We start from the raw sequence: 17,042 nt of genomic DNA, 5'->3' as shown, positions 1-17,042 counted from the left end.
CGTCAGGGGACAGAGGGGGGTATGCAGTCTATCTATCAACGCACGGCATTTGCGGTGAAGGTCGTCACCCCCCTCTGCCGGCTGTTCGCCGGTGTGCAACCCGGATGATAGGTAACAGTTCTATCCGGGAGGATGGGTAACAGTTTTTGTTTTTCTGCCTCGTGTGGGCCACCGCAGTTTTAGGTCTTCTGTGATGTAGCCGATGAATACCGGTCCGTAACGGAGTTCAAGCTGCCCGGTGTCGGCTTCTTCAATGCTGACCGGCTCTCCGACGAGGGCCATGGAGACATAAACGGTGCCGCCGCGCCACTTGATTTCGCCGTTCTGGCGCACCCTGCGCACGCATGTTCCTTGATCATAGTCGGGCGATCTCAGCCTGCCGCTCCAGGGTCTTGATGAGTCTGTATAGGCGGCTGCCGGGGTTGCCATGCCGAGTGCCTCATGCGGACGCTCTTCATTGTAGGTCTGCCGAAAGCGGACAAATCGGTCGGCCTGAGCCTTCAGGTTGGCCGCGGGCGGATTGGCGGTTTCATCCTTCAAGGTTCTGTGCAGGCGCTCCAGCCGGCCGTTCTGCTGCGGCGAGGCCGGGGCAATGCGTTCAGGATGAACGCCAGCCTTGATGAGCTGGACTGACAGACCCGACAGGCCGGCAGCTCCGGCCGAGGCGAAGGGCGCCCCATTGTCGGAACGGATGGCCCGTGGCAGGCCGAACTCGCGGAAGGCTGCCTCCAGAACGGACCAGACATGGGTCGTGTCGGGACGGGGGACGGCAACCACCCGCAAGAGATAGCGGCTCGCCTGGTCCTGCAGCGTGAAGGGATCGCAGCGGCGACCGTCACCGGTCCGGAACCAGCCCTTGAAGTCCATGCTCCACACGTCGTTGGGCTGGGCCTGGGCAAAGGGAGACACCGAACAAGGCGGCGCGCGGCGGCGGCGTTTGCGTGCAACGCTCAAGCCTTCCCGGCGCAGCAACTCGCCGATCGTCGAAGCAGCCGGAACCACAATCACCGGATCGGCATGCGCCTGAAGAAAGGCACACAGTTTCTTCGGACCCCAGCTTGGATATCGCCGGCGCAACGCAAGCACCGCCTCCCGGGATGTCTCCGCAAGCGCATGCGGACAATGATGCGGGGCGTGACTGCGCGGTGCCAAAGCCGCCGCGCCACCCGAACGCCAACGCCTCAGTACCTCATAACCGGTCTTCCGGCTGATCCCGAACTGACGGCAAAGCTCCGACATCGACACCTCTCCGCTTTCAACCGAAACGCAGAACCGGACACGCTCTTCCATCGCACAGGTCTCCCGAAATCCCATACCCCGAACCTCCCTCGTTCGGCGTAAGTCTGACCTGTTACCCATCCTCCCGGATAGAACTGTTACCCATCATACCGGTTCATACCCACGCCGACATCTCCCCCTCAAGGGGGGAGACGGGAGCAAGGGACGTTTTCGTGCCATCTGATTGCTACCCGCGCGATCCGCAGATTGCCGTTCGGTTCAGTATGTGCGATAATAAAACAAATATGTGCGATAATCGAGACAAATTTTTTTGAGGGAGGAGAAAATGGCGGAAATGGCCGGGGGTATCGGGAGCAATCGGGGCGGCTGTCCGATGAGCGAGCAAGAAGGTTCCGGCTGTCCGGTGTCGGAGCTTGCCGCCAATTTCGATGCTTTCGAGGGGCCCTACCAGGTCGATCCGGCCGAGGCGCTGCGCTGGTCGCGGGATCAATTGCCGGTGTTCTACAGCCCGAAGCTCGGCTACTGGATCGTCAGCCGTTACGACGATATCAAGGCCGTCTTCCGCGACAACATCCTGTTCTCGCCCAAGAACGTGCTGGAAAAGATCTCGCCGGCGATCCCCGAAGCCATGGAGGTGCTGAAGGGCTACGGCTACGCCATGAACCGCACCATGGTGAACGAGGACGAGCCGGCGCATATGGAGCGCCGCCGCGCCCTGATCGGTCACTTCCTGCCGGAAAACCTCGAGGCGAACCAGGAAATGATCCGCCGCCTGACCCGCGAGAAGGTGGACGCCTTCATCGATAGCGGCCGGGTCGATCTGGTCGACGCCATGCTTTACGAGGTGCCGTTGAACGTGGCGCTGCATTTCCTCGGCGTGCCCGAGGACGAGATCGCCGTCCTGCGCAACTTCTCCCTCGCCCATTCGGTCAACACCTGGGGCAAGCCAACGCCGGAAAAGCAGATCGAGGTGGCCCATTCGGTCGGCAAGTTCTGGCAATATGCCGGCTCGGTCATCGAAAAGATGAAGGCGGAACCGGACGGCCAGGGCTGGATGCACGAGACCATCCGCAAGAACGCCGAGATGCCCGACGTGGTGCCGGACAGCTACGTCCATTCCATGATGATGGCGATCATCGTCGCCGCCCACGAGACGACCTCGCTGGCCTCCACCAACATGTTCAAGACCCTGCTCAGCCACCGCGACGCCTGGGACGATATCTGCGCCGATCCGTCCCTGATCCCCAATGCGGTCGAGGAATGCCTGCGCTATGCCGGCTCCATCGTCGCCTGGCGCCGCCAGACCACGGGACCGGCGCGGGTGGGCGATGTCGACCTGCCGGAAGGCGCGAAGCTCCTGATCGTGCAGGCGTCGGCCAATCAGGACGAACGCCATTTCGAGGACGGCGATACCTTCGACATCTACCGCGACAACGCGGTCGACCACCTGACTTTCGGCTATGGCGCCCACCAGTGCATGGGCAAGAACATCGGCCGCATGGAAATGCGCATCTTCCTGGAGGAAGTGAGCCGCCGGCTGCCCCATCTGCGTCTCGCCGAACAGGAGTTCAGCTATCTGCCCAACACTTCCTTCCGCGGTCCCGATCATCTCTGGGTCGAATGGGACCCTGCGGATAATCCGGAACGCCGCGATCCCGGCCTGCTGGACCACACATTGGAGTTCCCGGTCGGCGCGCCGGCGCGCAAGGACATTGCCCGCAGGATCCGGGTCACCGACGTCGAAATCGTCGCCGACAAGATCGTTCAGCTGACCGTCGAGGATGCTCATGGCCGCGCTTTGCCGAACTGGAGCCCTGGCGCCCATATCGAGCTTTGCCTAGGCGGCTTCGACCGCAAGTATTCGCTCTGCGGCGTGCCGGGCGACAACGCCTATACGGTCGCAATCCTGCGCGAGGCCGAAGGGCGGGGCGGATCGCGCTATATCCACGACACGGTGACGCCCGGCATGGAAATCCGGATGCGCGGACCGCACAACCTGTTCCGCCTGGACGAGGACGCGCAGCATTACCTGCTCATCGCCGGCGGCATTGGCATTACCCCGATTCTCGCCATGGCCGACCGTCTGAAGGCGCTCGGCAAGCCTTACGAGCTGCACTACGCAGGCCGATCGCGGAACTCCATGGCCTTGCTCGACCGCGCCGCGCGCGATCATGGCGCAGCCTTGATCGTCCATGCGAAGGAAGATGGGCAGCGGATGGACTTGCCGGCTCTTGTCGGTGCCCTGCCCGAAGGCGGCCGGATCTACGCCTGCGGTCCGGAGCGCATGATTACCGCGCTGGAGGATCTGACGTCCGGCCTGCCGGAAGGCACTCTGCGCTTCGAGCATTTCTCTTCCCGCAACACCGGCCTCGACCCGGATAAGGAACAGGCCTTCGAGGTGGAACTGAGCGACTCCGGCCTGACCGTGCAGGTGGCCGCCGACCAGACGCTTCTCGATGCCATCCGCGCGACCGGCATCGACGTCGCCAGTGATTGCTGCGAGGGTCTGTGCGGCAGTTGCGAGGTTCAGGTGTTGGACGGCGATGTGGAACACAGGGACATGGTGCTCAGCCGGACGGAGCGCGCGGAGAACACCCGCATGATGGCCTGCTGCTCGAGAGCGAAGAACGGCGGGCGGCTCAGGCTGGGCCTGTAGTGGCGTTCGTTGACGGACGCAGGGTTTTCGGATCCGGGCGGGCTTTCTAAAAGTCCCGTTCCGGCATTCGCACCGTTGCGCCTGACGGTATTCCGGCTTGATGCTTCCTGCAGCTCCCGATCTTTACCAAGAAATCAACTTTCGCTCGAACGCAACTACGGTTTGGGGCATTTTTAGTTAAATTTTCCAACATGCCGGGAAACCGGCCGTCACGCGTCGGAAGCCAATGACCAATACGAACCGGAAAGCCTGGGTCGACATTGCAAAGGGACTGTCCATCATCCTCGTGGTGATGATGTATGCCGCCTATAATACGGGCGAATACACCGGCGAAGTTGGCTATCTGCATTACGTCATCGGCTTTGCGACGCCGTTCCGGATGCCGGAGTTCTTCCTGATTTCCGGGCTGTTCCTGTCCAGGGTCCTCGACCGACCGTGGCGCCTTTATGCCGACCGGAGAGTCGTTCACTACTTCTATTTCTACGGGCTCTGGGCCGCGATCATGATCGCCCTGAAGGTCGGGGTCTTCTCGGGCGAACCTGCGGCCATGACCCGTGACATGGCCAAGGCGGTTGTTCAGCCTTACGGCGTCCTGTGGTTCATCTACATGCTCGGCGTGTTCAGCGCGGTCGTGAAATTGTGCCGCCAGGTCCGCATTCCGCACTGGGTCGTCGTGCCCGTCGCGGCGGTCCTGCAGATGGCGCAGATCGAATCCGCCAGCTACATCGTCCAGCAGTTCGCCGCCTATTTCGTGTTCTTCTACGCCGGCTACCTGTTCGCGCCCTTGGTGTTCCGCGTTGTCGGCTGGGCGGAGGCGCATCCGAGGCAGGCCCTTTTTGCCCTCGCAGCCTGGGCTCTCGTGAACGGCCTTCTTGTGTTCGCGCCGGGATACGAGGTCCTGCCCATGGGCATGCAGATGGGCTATGCGGCCTTCCCGCCGCTCCATCTTGCCCTTGCGCTTGCCGGCGCCCTGGCCCTGTGCGTTTCCGGCGCATTACTGGCGAAGGTCCGGGCCATGGATTGGCTCAGGTGGCTGGGCGAACATTCCCTTGTTATCTATCTGGCCTTCACGATCCCCATGTCGATCGTTCGGGGTGTCGCCCTGTGGAGCGGCCTGATCACCGAGACAGGAGCGCTCAGCACCCTTGTCCTGGTGTCGTCGCTTGCAGCCCCGGCCGCGATGTACTGGCTGATCAGGAAAACAGGCATGGGCACCTTCCTGATCGAACGCCCGGCCTGGGCGCACATCACCGGCACGCGACCGCTCGTGACCTTCAACTCGAAAATTTGACGCCGGGCCAAGGCGAGCCCCGAAGGGCTCGCCCACCCGCCGTTACTGGCCGGCCTGGAAGTAGGGTTTCGGGCTTTCCGAGGCCGTCTGGCCAAGGGCGTAGACCGTGTATTTCGCGTCCTTGTCATAGCCCATGCCCAGCGACCCGCTGGGCATGCCAGGCACCGCCAGTCCACGAATGTCGGGCCGTTCGCTCATCATCTTGTCGATCGCTTCCAGCGGCACGTGGCCTTCCAGAATATATTTCGTGCCGTTGCCCATCACGGCGGTGTGACAGGCTTCCATGGTGTCCGGGATGCCCGCCTGTTTCTTGATCGCGGTCAGGTCTTCCATGTCCTTCACGATCACCTTGTAGCCGGCCTTCTCGACGGCATCCGTCCAGATCTTGCAGCATCCGCACCAGGGCGACTTGAAGACCGTGATGGTGTTTTCGTCTCCGGCGTGAACCGGCAGGGAGAACAGGGAGCCGGCAAGGATCGCGGCTGCGAAGAGATGGGTTCTTATCATGTTGTTTGTCTCGCTTGAGTGTATCGAAGAGTTCGATTTGCCTGTGCAACGGCGCGGGACGGGATGCATGTGAATGCTTCCCGGCTTCAGCACGGCGCTGTGAAAACGGAGACAAATCGATAACCGGCGTCGTTCCGCCGGCAGGATCTGCAAGGATGTCAGGCTGCGATTGGAGGTGGATCGTTCCCGTAAAGAACGATCGGGCGATGCCTGTGGATCGAATGCGCTTCGGTAGTTTCCGATACTCCAAGGAGAGGCATTGGAACGGTCACGACCAGACCGAGGCAATCCATCGGGCAGGCCGATCCGTCCAGCGGCCCCTTCGACCCGGGCGACTTCTTGCAGCAGCTCATGGCCTCATGACCATGTCTGGACGCGGGCTTGATTGTCTGCTCCGGCTTGCCAGCCTGATGCGCCTCCATGCCGGCTGCAAACGGCGATGCGGATACAGTCCTCTGTGCCGCCAGCGAATGGATGCCGGCGACGACAAGGATCAGGAGTGCGGTCAACAAACTGCGCATTCGTAATTGGTAGCTTCCGCGGATCGGATATTCCAGCCGCTTCTCTCGAAGAGGCTGATCCTAAATTCAAGGTTCCAGCGGGTGGAAGGTCAAGCGCATTCTCAGATGTCCGGATCGGTTGCCCCGGGCCCGGGTAAGGGAGGCTTGCGCAGTGCCGGCGCTAAAGATTGGTGCGCATGCGGTAGCCCGGTGCGTAGGTCATGCGCACATGGGTGATCGGCTCGTCACCGTTCCAGGTCGAGCGTTCGACAACGAACAGAGCCGTGCCGACCGGGGCGCCGAAATGGGTGCTCAGGGTCTCATCCGCGTTGGCGGCGAAGAATACCATGTCGCCGCCGGTGTAGGGCGCGGTCTGGACCAGCCACTCGTTGGCGCTGATGTCCTTGAACTCGGCTTTCGCCATTTCCGGCACGGCCGCGATATTGGTGTAGCGTTCCTCGTAGATGAACGGCTGATCGTCCGCATAATGCATGCTGCGCAGAAACAGGACGTCGGCACCGTCCGGCAGATGGAATGCACCGCCGAGATGGGGCGGCAGTTTGCGGATATCCCGTTCCAGCACCGCATGACGATAGGTGGCGCCGCGCGCCTCGACTTCCTCACGCACGATGGGAATGGTCAGGGTCGCCTTGTGGGGCGGGTTGACGGCGATCCGGGTGCCGGCCTTACGCCGCCGTGTGACCAGGCCCGTCTCCGCCAGATCGCGGAGAGCCCGGTTAACCGTGGTGCGGGCGCAGCCGAATTCTTCCGCCAGCTCCGCTTCGCCCGGAATGAGATCGCCCGGCTTCCAGATCCGGTCGTGGATCCGGCGCAGCAGTTCCTCCCGGATCAGTATCCAGGAATTGGCTTCGCGAAGTGTCAAAGTTTCTCCCTCAAGGCCCGCATGGTTGAGCGGTAGCGGTCTCTTATCGCGTCTCCGTCGCGATGTCGCCCCCCGGTGACCACATGCCGCCCCGCGGACCAGACGTCGGCCACCATCCGGTCGTCGCCGGCAAAGATCCAGGTGTCCAGGGTTTCGTCACCCCTGGTGCCGTCGAGATCGATCGCGCTATCGTCAAGGGCGAGCAGGTCGGCATACTGGCCGGGCGCCAGGGCTCCCGAGGCCCGGCCCGCCGCCTGGGCACCACCGGTAAGCACGGTCTCGTAAAGCACCCGCCCGGTGGATTTGTCCGGCGTGGCGACACTGGCCCGGCACTTGTCGCGCAGGCGTTGCGAATATTCGAAGGTGCGCAGCTCTTCCGAAAGTGAAATCCGAATGTTGGAGTCCGATCCGATGCCGAACCTGCCGTTGGCGGCGAGATAATTCACCCCATCGAATATGCCGTCGCCGAGGCTCGATTCGGTGATCGGACAGAGGCCAGCTACCGCACCCCTCGCGGCGAGGCCGGAGGTTTCGGCGGCCGTCATCTGGGTGCAGTGGATCAGGCACCAGTTCTTCGTGACGTCATGCGTGTCCAGCAGCCATTCCACCGGGCGCTTGCCATAGGCGGCCTCGACCTCCTCGACTTCCTTGACCTGTTCGGCCAAGTGCATGTGCAGCGGTGCGGTGCCGGCGAGCTCCACGCAGCGGGCGAGGTCGTCCCGTGTCACGGCGCGCAACGAGTGGGGCGCGACGCCGATCCGCGCATCGCCGGGAAGCGTTGCGACCGCCTTTGCCGCGGCCTCATGCAGCTTCGCAAATCTATCGAAATCATTGCCGAAGCGGATCTGGCCGTCGCCGAGCGGCCGGCCGTCGCAGCCGCCCTGGCTGTAGAGCACCGGCAGAAGGGTCAGGCCGATGCCGGTCGCGTTGCTTGCGGCTGCGATCCGTTCCGACAGTTCGGCGATGTTGTCATAGGGCGTGCCGCCGGGCTGGTGGTGGACATAGTGGAATTCAGCCACAGTTGAATAGCCCGCCTCCAGCATTTCCATCTGCACAAAAGCTGCGATTGCCTCGATGTCGTCCGGGGTCAGCACGTCGAGAAAGCGGAACATGATCTGCCGCCAGGTCCAGAACGTGTCGCGGCTTTCGGAGCCGCGCCTTTCGCTCATGCCGGCCATGGCGCGTTGAAAGGCGTGGCTGTGCAGGTTCACCGGCGCGGGAAGCAGCGTGCCGACATGGGTGCCGTCCGGTGCAGCGCCTTCCGAAACTTCCGCGATCCTGCCATCCGGAGCGATCACCACGCGCACGTTTTCCTTCCAGCCAGAAGGCGTCAGGGCCGTGTTCGCGAAGAGTGTCTGCGAGCCGGCGGGGGCTGAAAAACCGGAAAGCGTCTGCATGGCATTCATCCGCGTTGACAGGTTAATATGTGCATGCATAATCGCTTATATCGCGATTTAATCAAGCCCTGGAACGAAACGTGTCGGCAACTCTTCTCACCAACGTCAAGCTTGCCACCATGGAGCCGGAGGCCGAAGCCTACGGTCTGGTCGAGCAGGGTGCGCTGGTGATCGAGGCGGGCAAAATCGCCTGGTGCGGGCCGGCAGCAAGCCTGCCGTCCTCCTTCGCAGACCTTCCGGCGGAAGATCTCGACGGACGTCTGGTGACGCCGGGCCTGATCGACTGCCACACCCATGTGGTCTTCGGCGGCAACCGTGCCCGCGAGTTCGAGATGCGGCTTCAAGGGGCGAGTTATGAGGAAGTCGCCCGCGCCGGCGGTGGCATCGTCTCCACGGTTCGTGCCACTCGCGAGGCCGGCGAAGACGCGCTTCTGACCGATGCCCTGAAACGGGTCGATGCGCTGCTCGCAGAAGGCATCACCGTGCTGGAGATCAAGTCCGGCTACGGCCTCGATATCGAGACGGAACTGCGCATGCTGCGCGTCGCCCGCAAGGTCGGCGAACAACGCCCGGTGCGGGTAAAGACCAGCTTCCTCGGCGCTCATGCGATCCCGGCCGAATTCAAGGGCGAGCCGGACCGCTATCTGTCCGAGGTCTGCCTTCCGGCGCTGAAAGCCGCTCACGCGGAAGGCCTGGTCGATGCGGTCGACGGCTTCTGTGAGGGCATTGCGTTTTCGCCGGAACAGATCGCCCGGGTGTTCGATATGGCGAAGGACCTGGGCCTGCCGGTCAAGCTCCACGCCGAACAGCTCTCCAATCTGGGTGGTGCGGCGCTGGCAGCCAAATACGGCGCGCTTTCCGCCGACCATCTGGAATATCTCGACGAGGCCAGCGTGAAGGCCATGGCCGACAGCGGATCCGTCGCCGTGATCCTGCCCGGCGCGTTTTACACCCTGCGTGAGACCCAACTGCCGCCGGTCGATCTCTTCCGGAAACACGGCGTACCCATGGCGGTTGCGACCGACTGCAATCCTGGCTCCTCGCCGATGACCTCCCTGCTGCTTACCATGAATATGGCCTGCACCCTGTTCCGCATGACCCCGGAAGAGGCGCTGGCAGGTGCGACGCGCAATGCCGCGCAGGCGCTTGGCCTTGATGATTGTGGTACTCTGAGTACCGGAAAGCGGGCCGATCTGGCCGTCTGGGATGTCGAACATCCGTCTGAACTCAGCTACCGGATCGGCTTCAATCCGCTCTATCGGCGCATTTTCGGAGGTGCCGCATGACCGGCATTGTTCTCACTCCTGGCGTCGTCACGCTGCAGGACCTGGAAACGGTCTACCGCTCGGCTGTTCCGGTCACCATCGACCGCGCGGCGAAGCCCGCCATCGACGCGGCGGCGGAGCGTGTCCGCCAGGCGGCCCTCGGTACCGAAGCCGTCTATGGCGTCAACACCGGCTTCGGCAAGCTCGCCAGTGTGAAGATCGCGCCGGAAGACACCGCCACCCTCCAGCGCAACCTGATCCTGTCCCATTGTTCCGGCGTGGGAGATGAGACCGAGCCCGCCGTCGTCCGGCTGATGATGGTGCTGAAGCTGCTTTCTCTTTCCCGCGGTGCCTCCGGCGTGCGCTGGGAAATCTTAGAGCTGATCGAGGACATGCTGGCGAAAGGCGTCCGGCCGGTCGTGCCATCCCAGGGCTCTGTCGGGGCTTCCGGTGATCTGGCGCCGCTCGCCCACATGACCGCCGTGATGATCGGCGAGGGCGAGGCGGATTTTGACGGCGAACGCCTGCCCGGCGCGGAGGCACTGAAAAGGGCCGGTCTCGAACCGGTGGTGCTCGGTCCCAAGGAAGGCCTCGGCCTTATCAACGGCACCCAGTTCTCGACCGCCTATGCGCTTGCCGGCCTGTTCGACGCCTGGGCCCTGGCGCAGGCCTGCCTGGTGACCTCGTCGCTTTCCACCGACGCGATCATGGGCTCCACCGCGCCGCTCCTGCCGGAAATCCACGCCCTGCGCGGCCATCGCGGCCAGATCGAGGTCGCCGCCGCCATGCGCGATCTGATGGAAGGTTCGGAAATCCGCGAAAGCCACCGGGATGGCGACAGCCGGGTCCAGGATCCCTATTGCATCCGCTGTCAGCCACAGGTCGTCGGCGCCTGCGTCGATCTTCTGCGCATGGCTGGCCGGACGCTGGAAATCGAGGCCAATGCGGCAACCGACAATCCGCTGGTCCTTACCGAGGCGGACCGCATCGTTTCCGGCGGCAACTTCCATGCCGAACCGGTCGCCTTTGCAGCCGACCAGATCGCCCTTGCCCTTGCCGAGATCGGCTCGATTGCCCAGAGGCGTGTCGCGCTGATGGTTGATCCGACGCTCTCCTTCGACCTGCCGCCGTTCCTCGCCATGGATCCGGGCCTGAATTCCGGCCTGATGATCGCGGAAGTGACCACGGCGGCGCTGATGAGCGAGAACAAGCATCTTGCCCATCCCTGCTCGACCGATTCCACCCCGACCAGCGCCAACCAGGAAGACCATGTCTCCATGGCCGCCCATGGGGCACGCCGGCTCGGCCGGATGAACGCCAATCTCGCCAACATCCTCGGCGTGGAACTGCTCTGCGCCTCGCTCGGCATCGAGTGCCGCACGCCGCTGAAGACGAGCGTAGCCCTGCAGGCGGTGATCGCCCGCCTGCGCCAGGACGTGGCGCCGCTCGAAACCGACCGCTACCTGGCCCCCGACATCAAATGGGCTGCCGGTCTGGTCTCTTCCGGCACCGTGGTCGGCGCGGCATCGACAAACGAGCTCCTGAACCTGGGATGGCAGCCATGAAGCCCGTCGAGATCTTTGCCGGCGACAGCCCGGTCGTTCTCGGTGTGCCGCATGCGGGTACGTTCATTCCCGACGACATCCGCGCCCGGCTGAACGACACCGGCCTGGCCATCGCCGACACCGACTGGCATGTGGACCGGCTCTATTCCAACCTGCTGTCCGGCGCGACCATGGTCTGCGCCACCTTCCACCGCTATGTCATCGATGCGAACCGGGACCCGGAAGGCGTCAGCCTCTATCCGGGTCAGAACACGACGTCGCTCTGCCCGCTGACCGATTTCGACGGCCGTCCGATTTATTTAGACGGCGAAGAACCTTCGGCCGACGAGATCGAGCAGCGCCGCAAGACCTGGCATGCTGCCTATCACGACGCGCTTGCCGCCGAGATCGAGCGGGTGAGGGATCTGCATGGCGTCGCCATCCTTTACGACTGCCATTCGATCCGCTCGCTCGTGCCTTTCCTGTTCGAAGGCACGCTGCCCGATTTCAATATCGGCACCAACGGCGGCACCACCTGTTCGCCGGCCGTCGAGGCCGCGATCGTCGCCCGCGCCAAGGCAGCGGACGGCTACACCAGCGTGCTCAACGGCCGCTTCAAGGGCGGCTGGACGACGCGCCATTACGGCCGGCCGGAAACCGGTGTCCACGCCATCCAGATGGAACTCGCCCAATCGACCCATCTCACGACCGAAGCGGCCCCCTTTGCCTATGACATGGAAAAGGCGGAGCGGCTTCGGGTGCATCTGAAGGAAATGCTGGACGAACTCGTCCGGGTCGCCGGCAACCTCCCGAAGACCGGCGCAAAGGAAACAACAAGATGACCGGAGGAATGTCCATGGCTGACCGCCGCCACAACACCCGCGACGTGTTCCCGCCGACCGGAACGGAGCTGAATGCCAAGTCCTGGCTGACGGAGGCTCCGCTGCGCATGCTTATGAACAACCTGCATCCGGACGTGGCGGAAAACCCGCATGAGCTGGTCGTCTACGGCGGCATCGGCCGCGCGGCCCGCACATGGGACGACTTCGACCGCATCGTTTCCGCGCTGAAAAGCCTGGAAGAGACCGAAACCCTGCTGGTCCAGTCCGGCAAGCCGGTCGGCGTGTTCAGGACCCACAAGGATGCGCCGCGGGTCCTGATCGCCAATTCCAACCTGGTGCCCCACTGGGCGACCTGGGATCATTTCAACGAGTTGGATAAGAAGGGCCTGGCCATGTACGGCCAGATGACCGCCGGTTCCTGGATCTACATCGGCACCCAGGGCATCGTCCAGGGCACCTACGAGACCTTCGCTGAAGCCGGCCGCCAGCATTATGACGGCAACCTCAAGGGCAAGTGGATCCTGACCGCCGGTCTCGGCGGCATGGGCGGCGCCCAGCCTCTGGCCGCCGTCATGGCCGGTGCCTGCTGCCTCGCCGTGGAATGCGACGAGGCCCGGATCGATTTCCGCCTGCGCACCCGTTATGTCGACGAGAAGGCCACCTCCCTCGACGAGGCGCTGGCCATGATCGACGCCTGGACCAAGTCGGGTGAGGCGAAGTCCGTCGGCCTGCTCGGCAATGCCGCCGACATCTTCCCTGAACTGGCCGCGCGCGGCATTCATCCCGACATCGTCACCGACCAGACCTCGGCCCACGATCCGATCAACGGCTATCTGCCCAAGGGCTGGACGTTGGGCGAATGGCGCGCCAAGCGCGAGAGCGATCCGAAGGCGGTCGAAAAGGCGGCGCGCGCCTCCATGCGCGAACATGTGGAAGCCATGGTCGCCTTCTGGAACCGGGGCATTCCGACCCTCGATTACGGCAACAACATCCGCCAGGTCGCCCTGGACGAGGGCTTCGAGAATGCCTTCGCCTTCCCCGGCTTCGTGCCTGCCTATATCCGTCCGCTGTTCTGCAAGGGCATCGGTCCGTTCCGCTGGTGCGCGCTGTCGGGCGATCCGGAGGACATCTACAAGACCGATGCCAAGGTGAAGGAACTCATCCCCGATGACGACCACCTGCATAACTGGCTCGACATGGCGCGCGAACGGATCGCGTTCCAGGGCCTGCCGGCGCGCATCTGCTGGGTAGGCCTCGGCCAGCGTCACCGCCTCGGCCTTGCCTTCAACGAAATGGTGCGTAACGGCGAGCTGAAGGCGCCGGTCGTGATCGGCCGCGATCATCTGGATTCCGGCTCCGTCGCCTCTCCCAACCGGGAGACGGAAGCCATGCAGGACGGATCGGACGCTGTTTCCGACTGGCCGCTTCTGAACGCGCTATTGAACTGCGCCTCGGGCGCAACATGGGTTTCGCTCCATCACGGTGGCGGTGTCGGCATGGGCTTCTCCCAGCATTCCGGCATGGTGATCTGCTGCGATGGCACGAAAGAAGCTGATGAACGGATTGCCCGCGTGCTGTGGAACGACCCCGCAACCGGGGTCATGCGGCACGCGGACGCCGGCTATCAGATCGCAATCGACTGTGCCAAAGACCATCACTTGAACCTTCCGGGATCCTCGGTCCCGCTGAATAAACAAGAACAACAAGACCTAACCGGACAACAGGAGAACAGCTCACATGAAAAAGAAACTGATTGGATTTGCAGCCGTCGTCGGTGTCAGCCTCGGACTGGCCGGCGCCGCCCACGCGGACCAGCTCGCCGACATCAAGGCAAAGGGCAAGATGACCGCTGCCACCGAGATGCATTACGCACCCTTCGACATTCTGGTCGACGGCAAGTACGAGGGCATCTGCCACGACCTCTTCACCGAAGTCGCCAAGGAACTGGGCGTCGAGGTCGAGTTCCTCGATCTGCCCTGGCAGTCGATCCTGCCGGGCCTGGAAGCCGGCAAGTTCGACTTCGTCAACGCGCCGGTCACCATCACGGCTGAGCGCCTGAAGCGCTACAACTTCACCCTGCCGATCGGCAACGCGACCGTTGCCCTTGCCAAGAAGGCCGGCGACGGCAGCATTTCCAAGCCGGAAGACATTGCCGGCAAGGCGGTCGGGTCCCAGAAGGGCTCCGCCCAGCTGGAACAGCTGAAGGCTTTCTCCGCAACCCTCAACCCGCCGGCCGACGTGCGTGAATACGTCAACATCGACGAAGCACTTGCCGATCTTGCCGCTGGCCGTATCCAGGCGGTTGCCAACTCCATGCCGCTGATGGGTTATGCCGCCGTGCAGCGTCCGGGCCTGTTCGAAATGGTCATGCCTCCCTTCGGCGATCCGAAGTACTTCGGCTGGGTCGGCACCGGTGGTGAGGAAAGCAAGACGCTGATCGCAGCCATCAACGACGCCATCCTCAAGATGCACGAAGACGGCCGCCTCAAGGCCATCAACGAAAAGTGGCTCGGCACCGCTCCGGAACTGCCGACCACCATGCCCGACGTCAAGTAATCTGACGACGAGCCCGGCGGGGGATCCCCTGCCGGGCTTTTCACTGTCATAGTGCCCGCATCGAAAAAGCGGAGACGTAAGGCGTGAATTTTTCATTCGACGTCATCTGGCACAATCTGCCCTATCTTCTGGCTGCGGCCCGCTGGACCCTGCTGATCTCGGTCGCCGGCATGGCGATCAGCATCATCTGGGGCGTGTTCCTGTGCGCGGCGCGGATCTCGAAAAATCCGCTGCTGTCCAACCTGGCGGCCCTCTACATTTCGTTCTTTCGCGGCGTGCCGCTGCTCGTCCAGCTGCTGATGGCCTATTACATGTTGCCCTACGTCGGCCTCGACCTGCCGGCGATTGCTGCCGCTATCCTGGCCGTCGGTCTGTGTTCTGCCGCCTATACGGCCGAGATCCTGCGCGGCGCACTGCAGGCCATTCCCGCCGGCCAAACCGAAGCCGCCCACGCGCTGGGCATTCCGGCCTTTTCGCTGTGGAAGCGCATCCTGGTGCCCCAGGCGGTCCGCATCGGCCTGCCGTCGCTGGTCAACGAACTCATTCTGCTGGTCAAGGTGTCCTCGCTGGCCTCGGTGGTTGGTATCGGCGAGCTGACCCGCATCTCCCAGAACATCACCGGCCAGACCTACCGGCCGCTGGAGATCTACATCGCGGCGGCTGCGATCTATTTCCTGATCAACCTGGTCATATCCGGCCTCGGCCGGCTGGCCGAAAAACGGCTTCAGGCCGGGTGAGGGCGGGCGATGGAACTTGATCTCTTCGTCCGCTACGGACCAGCCCTCATCCGCGGCTTCGGCGTCACCATCCTGTGCTGGGCCGCCGGCTCGCTCGGCGGCCTCGTGCTCGGCTTCGTGATCGCCTGCCTCTATCGCTGGAGCATCGCGCCCGTGCGCTGGGTGATCTACGCCTATGTGGAGGTGATCCGCGGCACGCCCTTCATGATCCAGCTGTTCATCCTCTATTACGGCGGGCCTTACATCGGGTTGGTGCTGTCCCCGGTCCAGGCGGGCATCCTGAGCTTCATCGTCTACGGCAGTCCCTATTTCTCGGAAATCTTCCGCTCCGGTTTCAATGCGGTACCGAAGGGACAGGTCGAGGCAGCGCGCTGCGTCGGTATGGCCGAAGCCACCATCCTGCGCCGGATCGTCCTGCCGCAGATGCTGGTGCCGATCACGCCGCCGCTGACCAACTTCTTCATCATCCTGACCAAGGAAACCGCGATCCTCTCCGTCGTTACCGTGCCGGAACTGCTCTACGAGACCCAGACCATGGCGGCGGAAACCTTCACCTACGTCGAACCCTTCCTGGTGCTGTCGCTGTTCTACTGGCTGATGGTGATCGGCACCAACTGGCTGGGCGGCCGGGTCGAGGCGCGGGTGACGCGCCACCTGAAACGCGCCTGAGAAATAACGGAACCTGACCATGGCCGACACGACACCGAACTCCAATGGCGCCGGCGAACCGATCATCACGGTGCGCAACATGGGCAAGTCCTTCGACGACTTCGTCGCCCTGCGCGACGTCACCTTGGACGTCAACCGCTCCGAGGTGCTGTGCCTGATCGGGCCCTCCGGTTCCGGCAAGAGCACCCTGCTGCGCTGCCTGAATTTCCTGGAGGCCTATGACACCGGAGAGGTCCGCCTCGAAGGCGAACTGATCGGCTGGCAGGAGGGTGTCTCGCCGCGCAAGGCGCGGTCATCGGGCACCTTGCGCAAGCAGCGCCAGCACATCGGCATGGTGTTCCAGCAGTTCAATCTCTGGCCGCACATGACGGCCCTGGAAAACGTCGCCGAGGCGCTGGTCCAGGTGAAGGGCATGGGCAAGGTCGCGGCCCGCGAGAAGGCCGAGGCAGCCCTCGCCAAGGTGCATCTCTCCGACAAGGCGCAGAGCTATCCGGCCAACCTCTCCGGCGGCCAGCAGCAGCGCGTGGCGATTGCCCGCGCCATTGCCATGGAACCCAGGGTCATGCTCTTCGACGAGCCGACCTCGGCGCTCGATCCGGAACTGGTCGGCGAGGTGCTTGCCGTCATGAAGGAAATGGCGGCGGAAGGCATGACCATGGTGGTCGTCACCCACGAGATGGGCTTCGCCGCTCACGTCGCCGACCGGGTGGCCTTCCTCGACGCCGGCCGCCTCGTCACCTGCGCCCCGCCCGCCGACATCTTCGCCCGCGAGCCCGACGATGCCCGCGTCCGCTCCTTCCTGCAGACTTACCGGGAGCGGAACGTAGTTTGAGGCGCGAGACCTGGCTCCCCGGTCCACGGCTATAGGACCCGAAAACCAGCGACAACCTCAGGCTTGTCATCCCGGTTTGCCGCGCCAGCGGCAAGACCGGGATCCAGTATCCCGTGTCGCGTGC

14 protein-coding genes and 1 pseudogene are annotated in these 17,042 nt (G+C 63.5%); 10 read left to right on the top strand and 5 right to left on the bottom strand.

Annotation, left to right across the window (positions count from 1 at the left end; genetic code table 11):
* Positions 1–120: 120 nt before the first annotated feature.
* Positions 121–1,314 carry an IS481 family transposase gene (locus ABIN98_RS22860; RefSeq protein WP_346913468.1) on the bottom strand — a complete coding sequence of 398 codons (1,194 nt, stop codon included), beginning with the start codon at positions 1,312–1,314 and terminating at the stop codon, positions 121–123.
* A gap of 298 nt (positions 1,315–1,612) precedes the next feature.
* On the opposite strand from ABIN98_RS22860, the gene ABIN98_RS22855 reads away from it, so the two are divergent.
* Together ABIN98_RS22855 and ABIN98_RS22850 are read left to right on the top strand one after the other, a co-directional pair.
* A complete protein-coding gene (locus ABIN98_RS22855; protein ID WP_346913466.1) occupies positions 1,613–3,895 on the top strand; it encodes a cytochrome P450/oxidoreductase in 2,283 nt (760 codons plus the stop codon).
* Between the two features lie 226 nt (positions 3,896–4,121).
* A complete protein-coding gene (locus ABIN98_RS22850) occupies positions 4,122–5,186 on the top strand; it encodes an acyltransferase family protein (RefSeq protein WP_346913464.1) in 1,065 nt (354 codons plus the stop codon).
* Positions 5,187–5,228: 42 nt separating this feature from the next.
* Here ABIN98_RS22850 and ABIN98_RS22845 read toward each other — a convergent pair whose 3' ends face one another.
* The 4 genes from ABIN98_RS22845 to ABIN98_RS22830 all read right to left on the bottom strand — a co-directional run bounded on the left by ABIN98_RS22845 (position 5,229) and on the right by ABIN98_RS22830 (position 8,473).
* Positions 5,229–5,693, bottom strand: coding sequence for a DUF411 domain-containing protein (locus ABIN98_RS22845; RefSeq protein WP_346913462.1), 465 nt, complete (start codon positions 5,691–5,693; stop codon positions 5,229–5,231).
* 158 nt (positions 5,694–5,851) lie between these two features.
* Positions 5,852–6,214, bottom strand: coding sequence for a hypothetical protein (locus tag ABIN98_RS22840; protein ID WP_346913460.1), 363 nt, complete (start codon positions 6,212–6,214; stop codon positions 5,852–5,854).
* Between the two features lie 160 nt (positions 6,215–6,374).
* Positions 6,375–7,076: a GntR family transcriptional regulator gene (locus tag ABIN98_RS22835; protein WP_346913458.1), complete on the bottom strand. Its 702-nt coding sequence runs from the start codon at positions 7,074–7,076 to the stop codon at positions 6,375–6,377.
* Entirely contained in the window at positions 7,073–8,473 is a 1,401-nt protein-coding gene (locus ABIN98_RS22830; RefSeq protein ID WP_346913456.1) for a formimidoylglutamate deiminase, read from the bottom strand. Before ABIN98_RS22830 ends, ABIN98_RS22835 begins: the two co-directional genes overlap by 4 nt.
* A 119-nt stretch (positions 8,474–8,592) precedes the next feature.
* Here ABIN98_RS22830 and hutI point away from each other — a divergent pair, with 119 nt between their 5' ends.
* The 8 genes and pseudogenes from hutI to ABIN98_RS22790 all read left to right on the top strand — a co-directional run bounded on the left by hutI (position 8,593) and on the right by ABIN98_RS22790 (position 16,918).
* Positions 8,593–9,759 carry an imidazolonepropionase gene (gene hutI, locus ABIN98_RS22825; protein ID WP_346913658.1) on the top strand — a complete coding sequence of 389 codons (1,167 nt, stop codon included), beginning with the start codon at positions 8,593–8,595 and terminating at the stop codon, positions 9,757–9,759.
* Entirely contained in the window at positions 9,756–11,303 is a 1,548-nt protein-coding gene (gene hutH, locus ABIN98_RS22820) for a histidine ammonia-lyase (protein ID WP_346913454.1), read from the top strand. The genes hutI and hutH overlap by 4 nt, the downstream gene beginning before the upstream one ends.
* Positions 11,300–12,124, top strand: a complete 825-nt coding sequence (hutG, locus tag ABIN98_RS22815; protein WP_346913452.1) for an N-formylglutamate deformylase — start codon at positions 11,300–11,302, stop codon at positions 12,122–12,124. Before hutH ends, hutG begins: the two co-directional genes overlap by 4 nt.
* A gap of 14 nt (positions 12,125–12,138) precedes the next feature.
* Positions 12,139–13,797: pseudogene (hutU, locus tag ABIN98_RS22810) on the top strand (urocanate hydratase); the annotation flags it as partial.
* A gap of 64 nt (positions 13,798–13,861) precedes the next feature.
* Positions 13,862–14,680 (top strand): transporter substrate-binding domain-containing protein, encoded by an 819-nt coding sequence (locus tag ABIN98_RS22805; protein WP_346913450.1) that lies wholly within the window; start codon positions 13,862–13,864, stop codon positions 14,678–14,680.
* 83 nt (positions 14,681–14,763) lie between these two features.
* On the top strand, positions 14,764–15,417 hold the full coding sequence (locus tag ABIN98_RS22800; RefSeq protein ID WP_346913448.1) for an amino acid ABC transporter permease: 654 nt from the start codon (positions 14,764–14,766) through the stop codon (positions 15,415–15,417).
* A 9-nt stretch (positions 15,418–15,426) separates the two neighbouring features.
* A complete protein-coding gene (locus ABIN98_RS22795) occupies positions 15,427–16,086 on the top strand; it encodes an amino acid ABC transporter permease (protein WP_346913446.1) in 660 nt (219 codons plus the stop codon).
* Between the two features lie 19 nt (positions 16,087–16,105).
* On the top strand, positions 16,106–16,918 hold the full coding sequence (locus tag ABIN98_RS22790) for an amino acid ABC transporter ATP-binding protein (protein ID WP_346913444.1): 813 nt from the start codon (positions 16,106–16,108) through the stop codon (positions 16,916–16,918).
* The last annotated feature ends 124 nt before the right edge of the window (positions 16,919–17,042 follow it).

Origin of the sequence: uncultured Roseibium sp. (assembly GCF_963675095.2) — a bacterium.
Taxonomy (GTDB): domain Bacteria; phylum Pseudomonadota; class Alphaproteobacteria; order Rhizobiales; family Stappiaceae; genus Roseibium.
This window is presented reverse-complemented; position numbering and strand designations above follow the sequence as displayed.

Bases quoted from the DNA above. Each gene is read 5' to 3' on its own strand.
- ABIN98_RS22860 (WP_346913468.1), bottom strand. From the start codon at position 1,314: ATGGGATTTCGGGAGACCTGTGCGATGGAAGAGCGTGTCCGGTTCTGC.
- ABIN98_RS22855 (WP_346913466.1), top strand. From the start codon at position 1,613: ATGAGCGAGCAAGAAGGTTCCGGCTGTCCGGTGTCGGAGCTTGCCGCC.
- ABIN98_RS22850 (WP_346913464.1), top strand. From the start codon at position 4,122: ATGACCAATACGAACCGGAAAGCCTGGGTCGACATTGCAAAGGGACTG.
- ABIN98_RS22845 (WP_346913462.1), bottom strand. From the start codon at position 5,693: ATGATAAGAACCCATCTCTTCGCAGCCGCGATCCTTGCCGGCTCCCTG.
- ABIN98_RS22840 (WP_346913460.1), bottom strand. From the start codon at position 6,214: ATGCGCAGTTTGTTGACCGCACTCCTGATCCTTGTCGTCGCCGGCATC.
- ABIN98_RS22830 (WP_346913456.1), bottom strand. From the start codon at position 8,473: ATGCAGACGCTTTCCGGTTTTTCAGCCCCCGCCGGCTCGCAGACACTC.
- hutI (WP_346913658.1), top strand. From the start codon at position 8,593: ATGGAGCCGGAGGCCGAAGCCTACGGTCTGGTCGAGCAGGGTGCGCTG.
- hutH (WP_346913454.1), top strand. From the start codon at position 9,756: ATGACCGGCATTGTTCTCACTCCTGGCGTCGTCACGCTGCAGGACCTG.
- hutG (WP_346913452.1), top strand. From the start codon at position 11,300: ATGAAGCCCGTCGAGATCTTTGCCGGCGACAGCCCGGTCGTTCTCGGT.
- ABIN98_RS22805 (WP_346913450.1), top strand. From the start codon at position 13,862: ATGAAAAAGAAACTGATTGGATTTGCAGCCGTCGTCGGTGTCAGCCTC.
- ABIN98_RS22795 (WP_346913446.1), top strand. From the start codon at position 15,427: ATGGAACTTGATCTCTTCGTCCGCTACGGACCAGCCCTCATCCGCGGC.
- ABIN98_RS22790 (WP_346913444.1), top strand. From the start codon at position 16,106: ATGGCCGACACGACACCGAACTCCAATGGCGCCGGCGAACCGATCATC.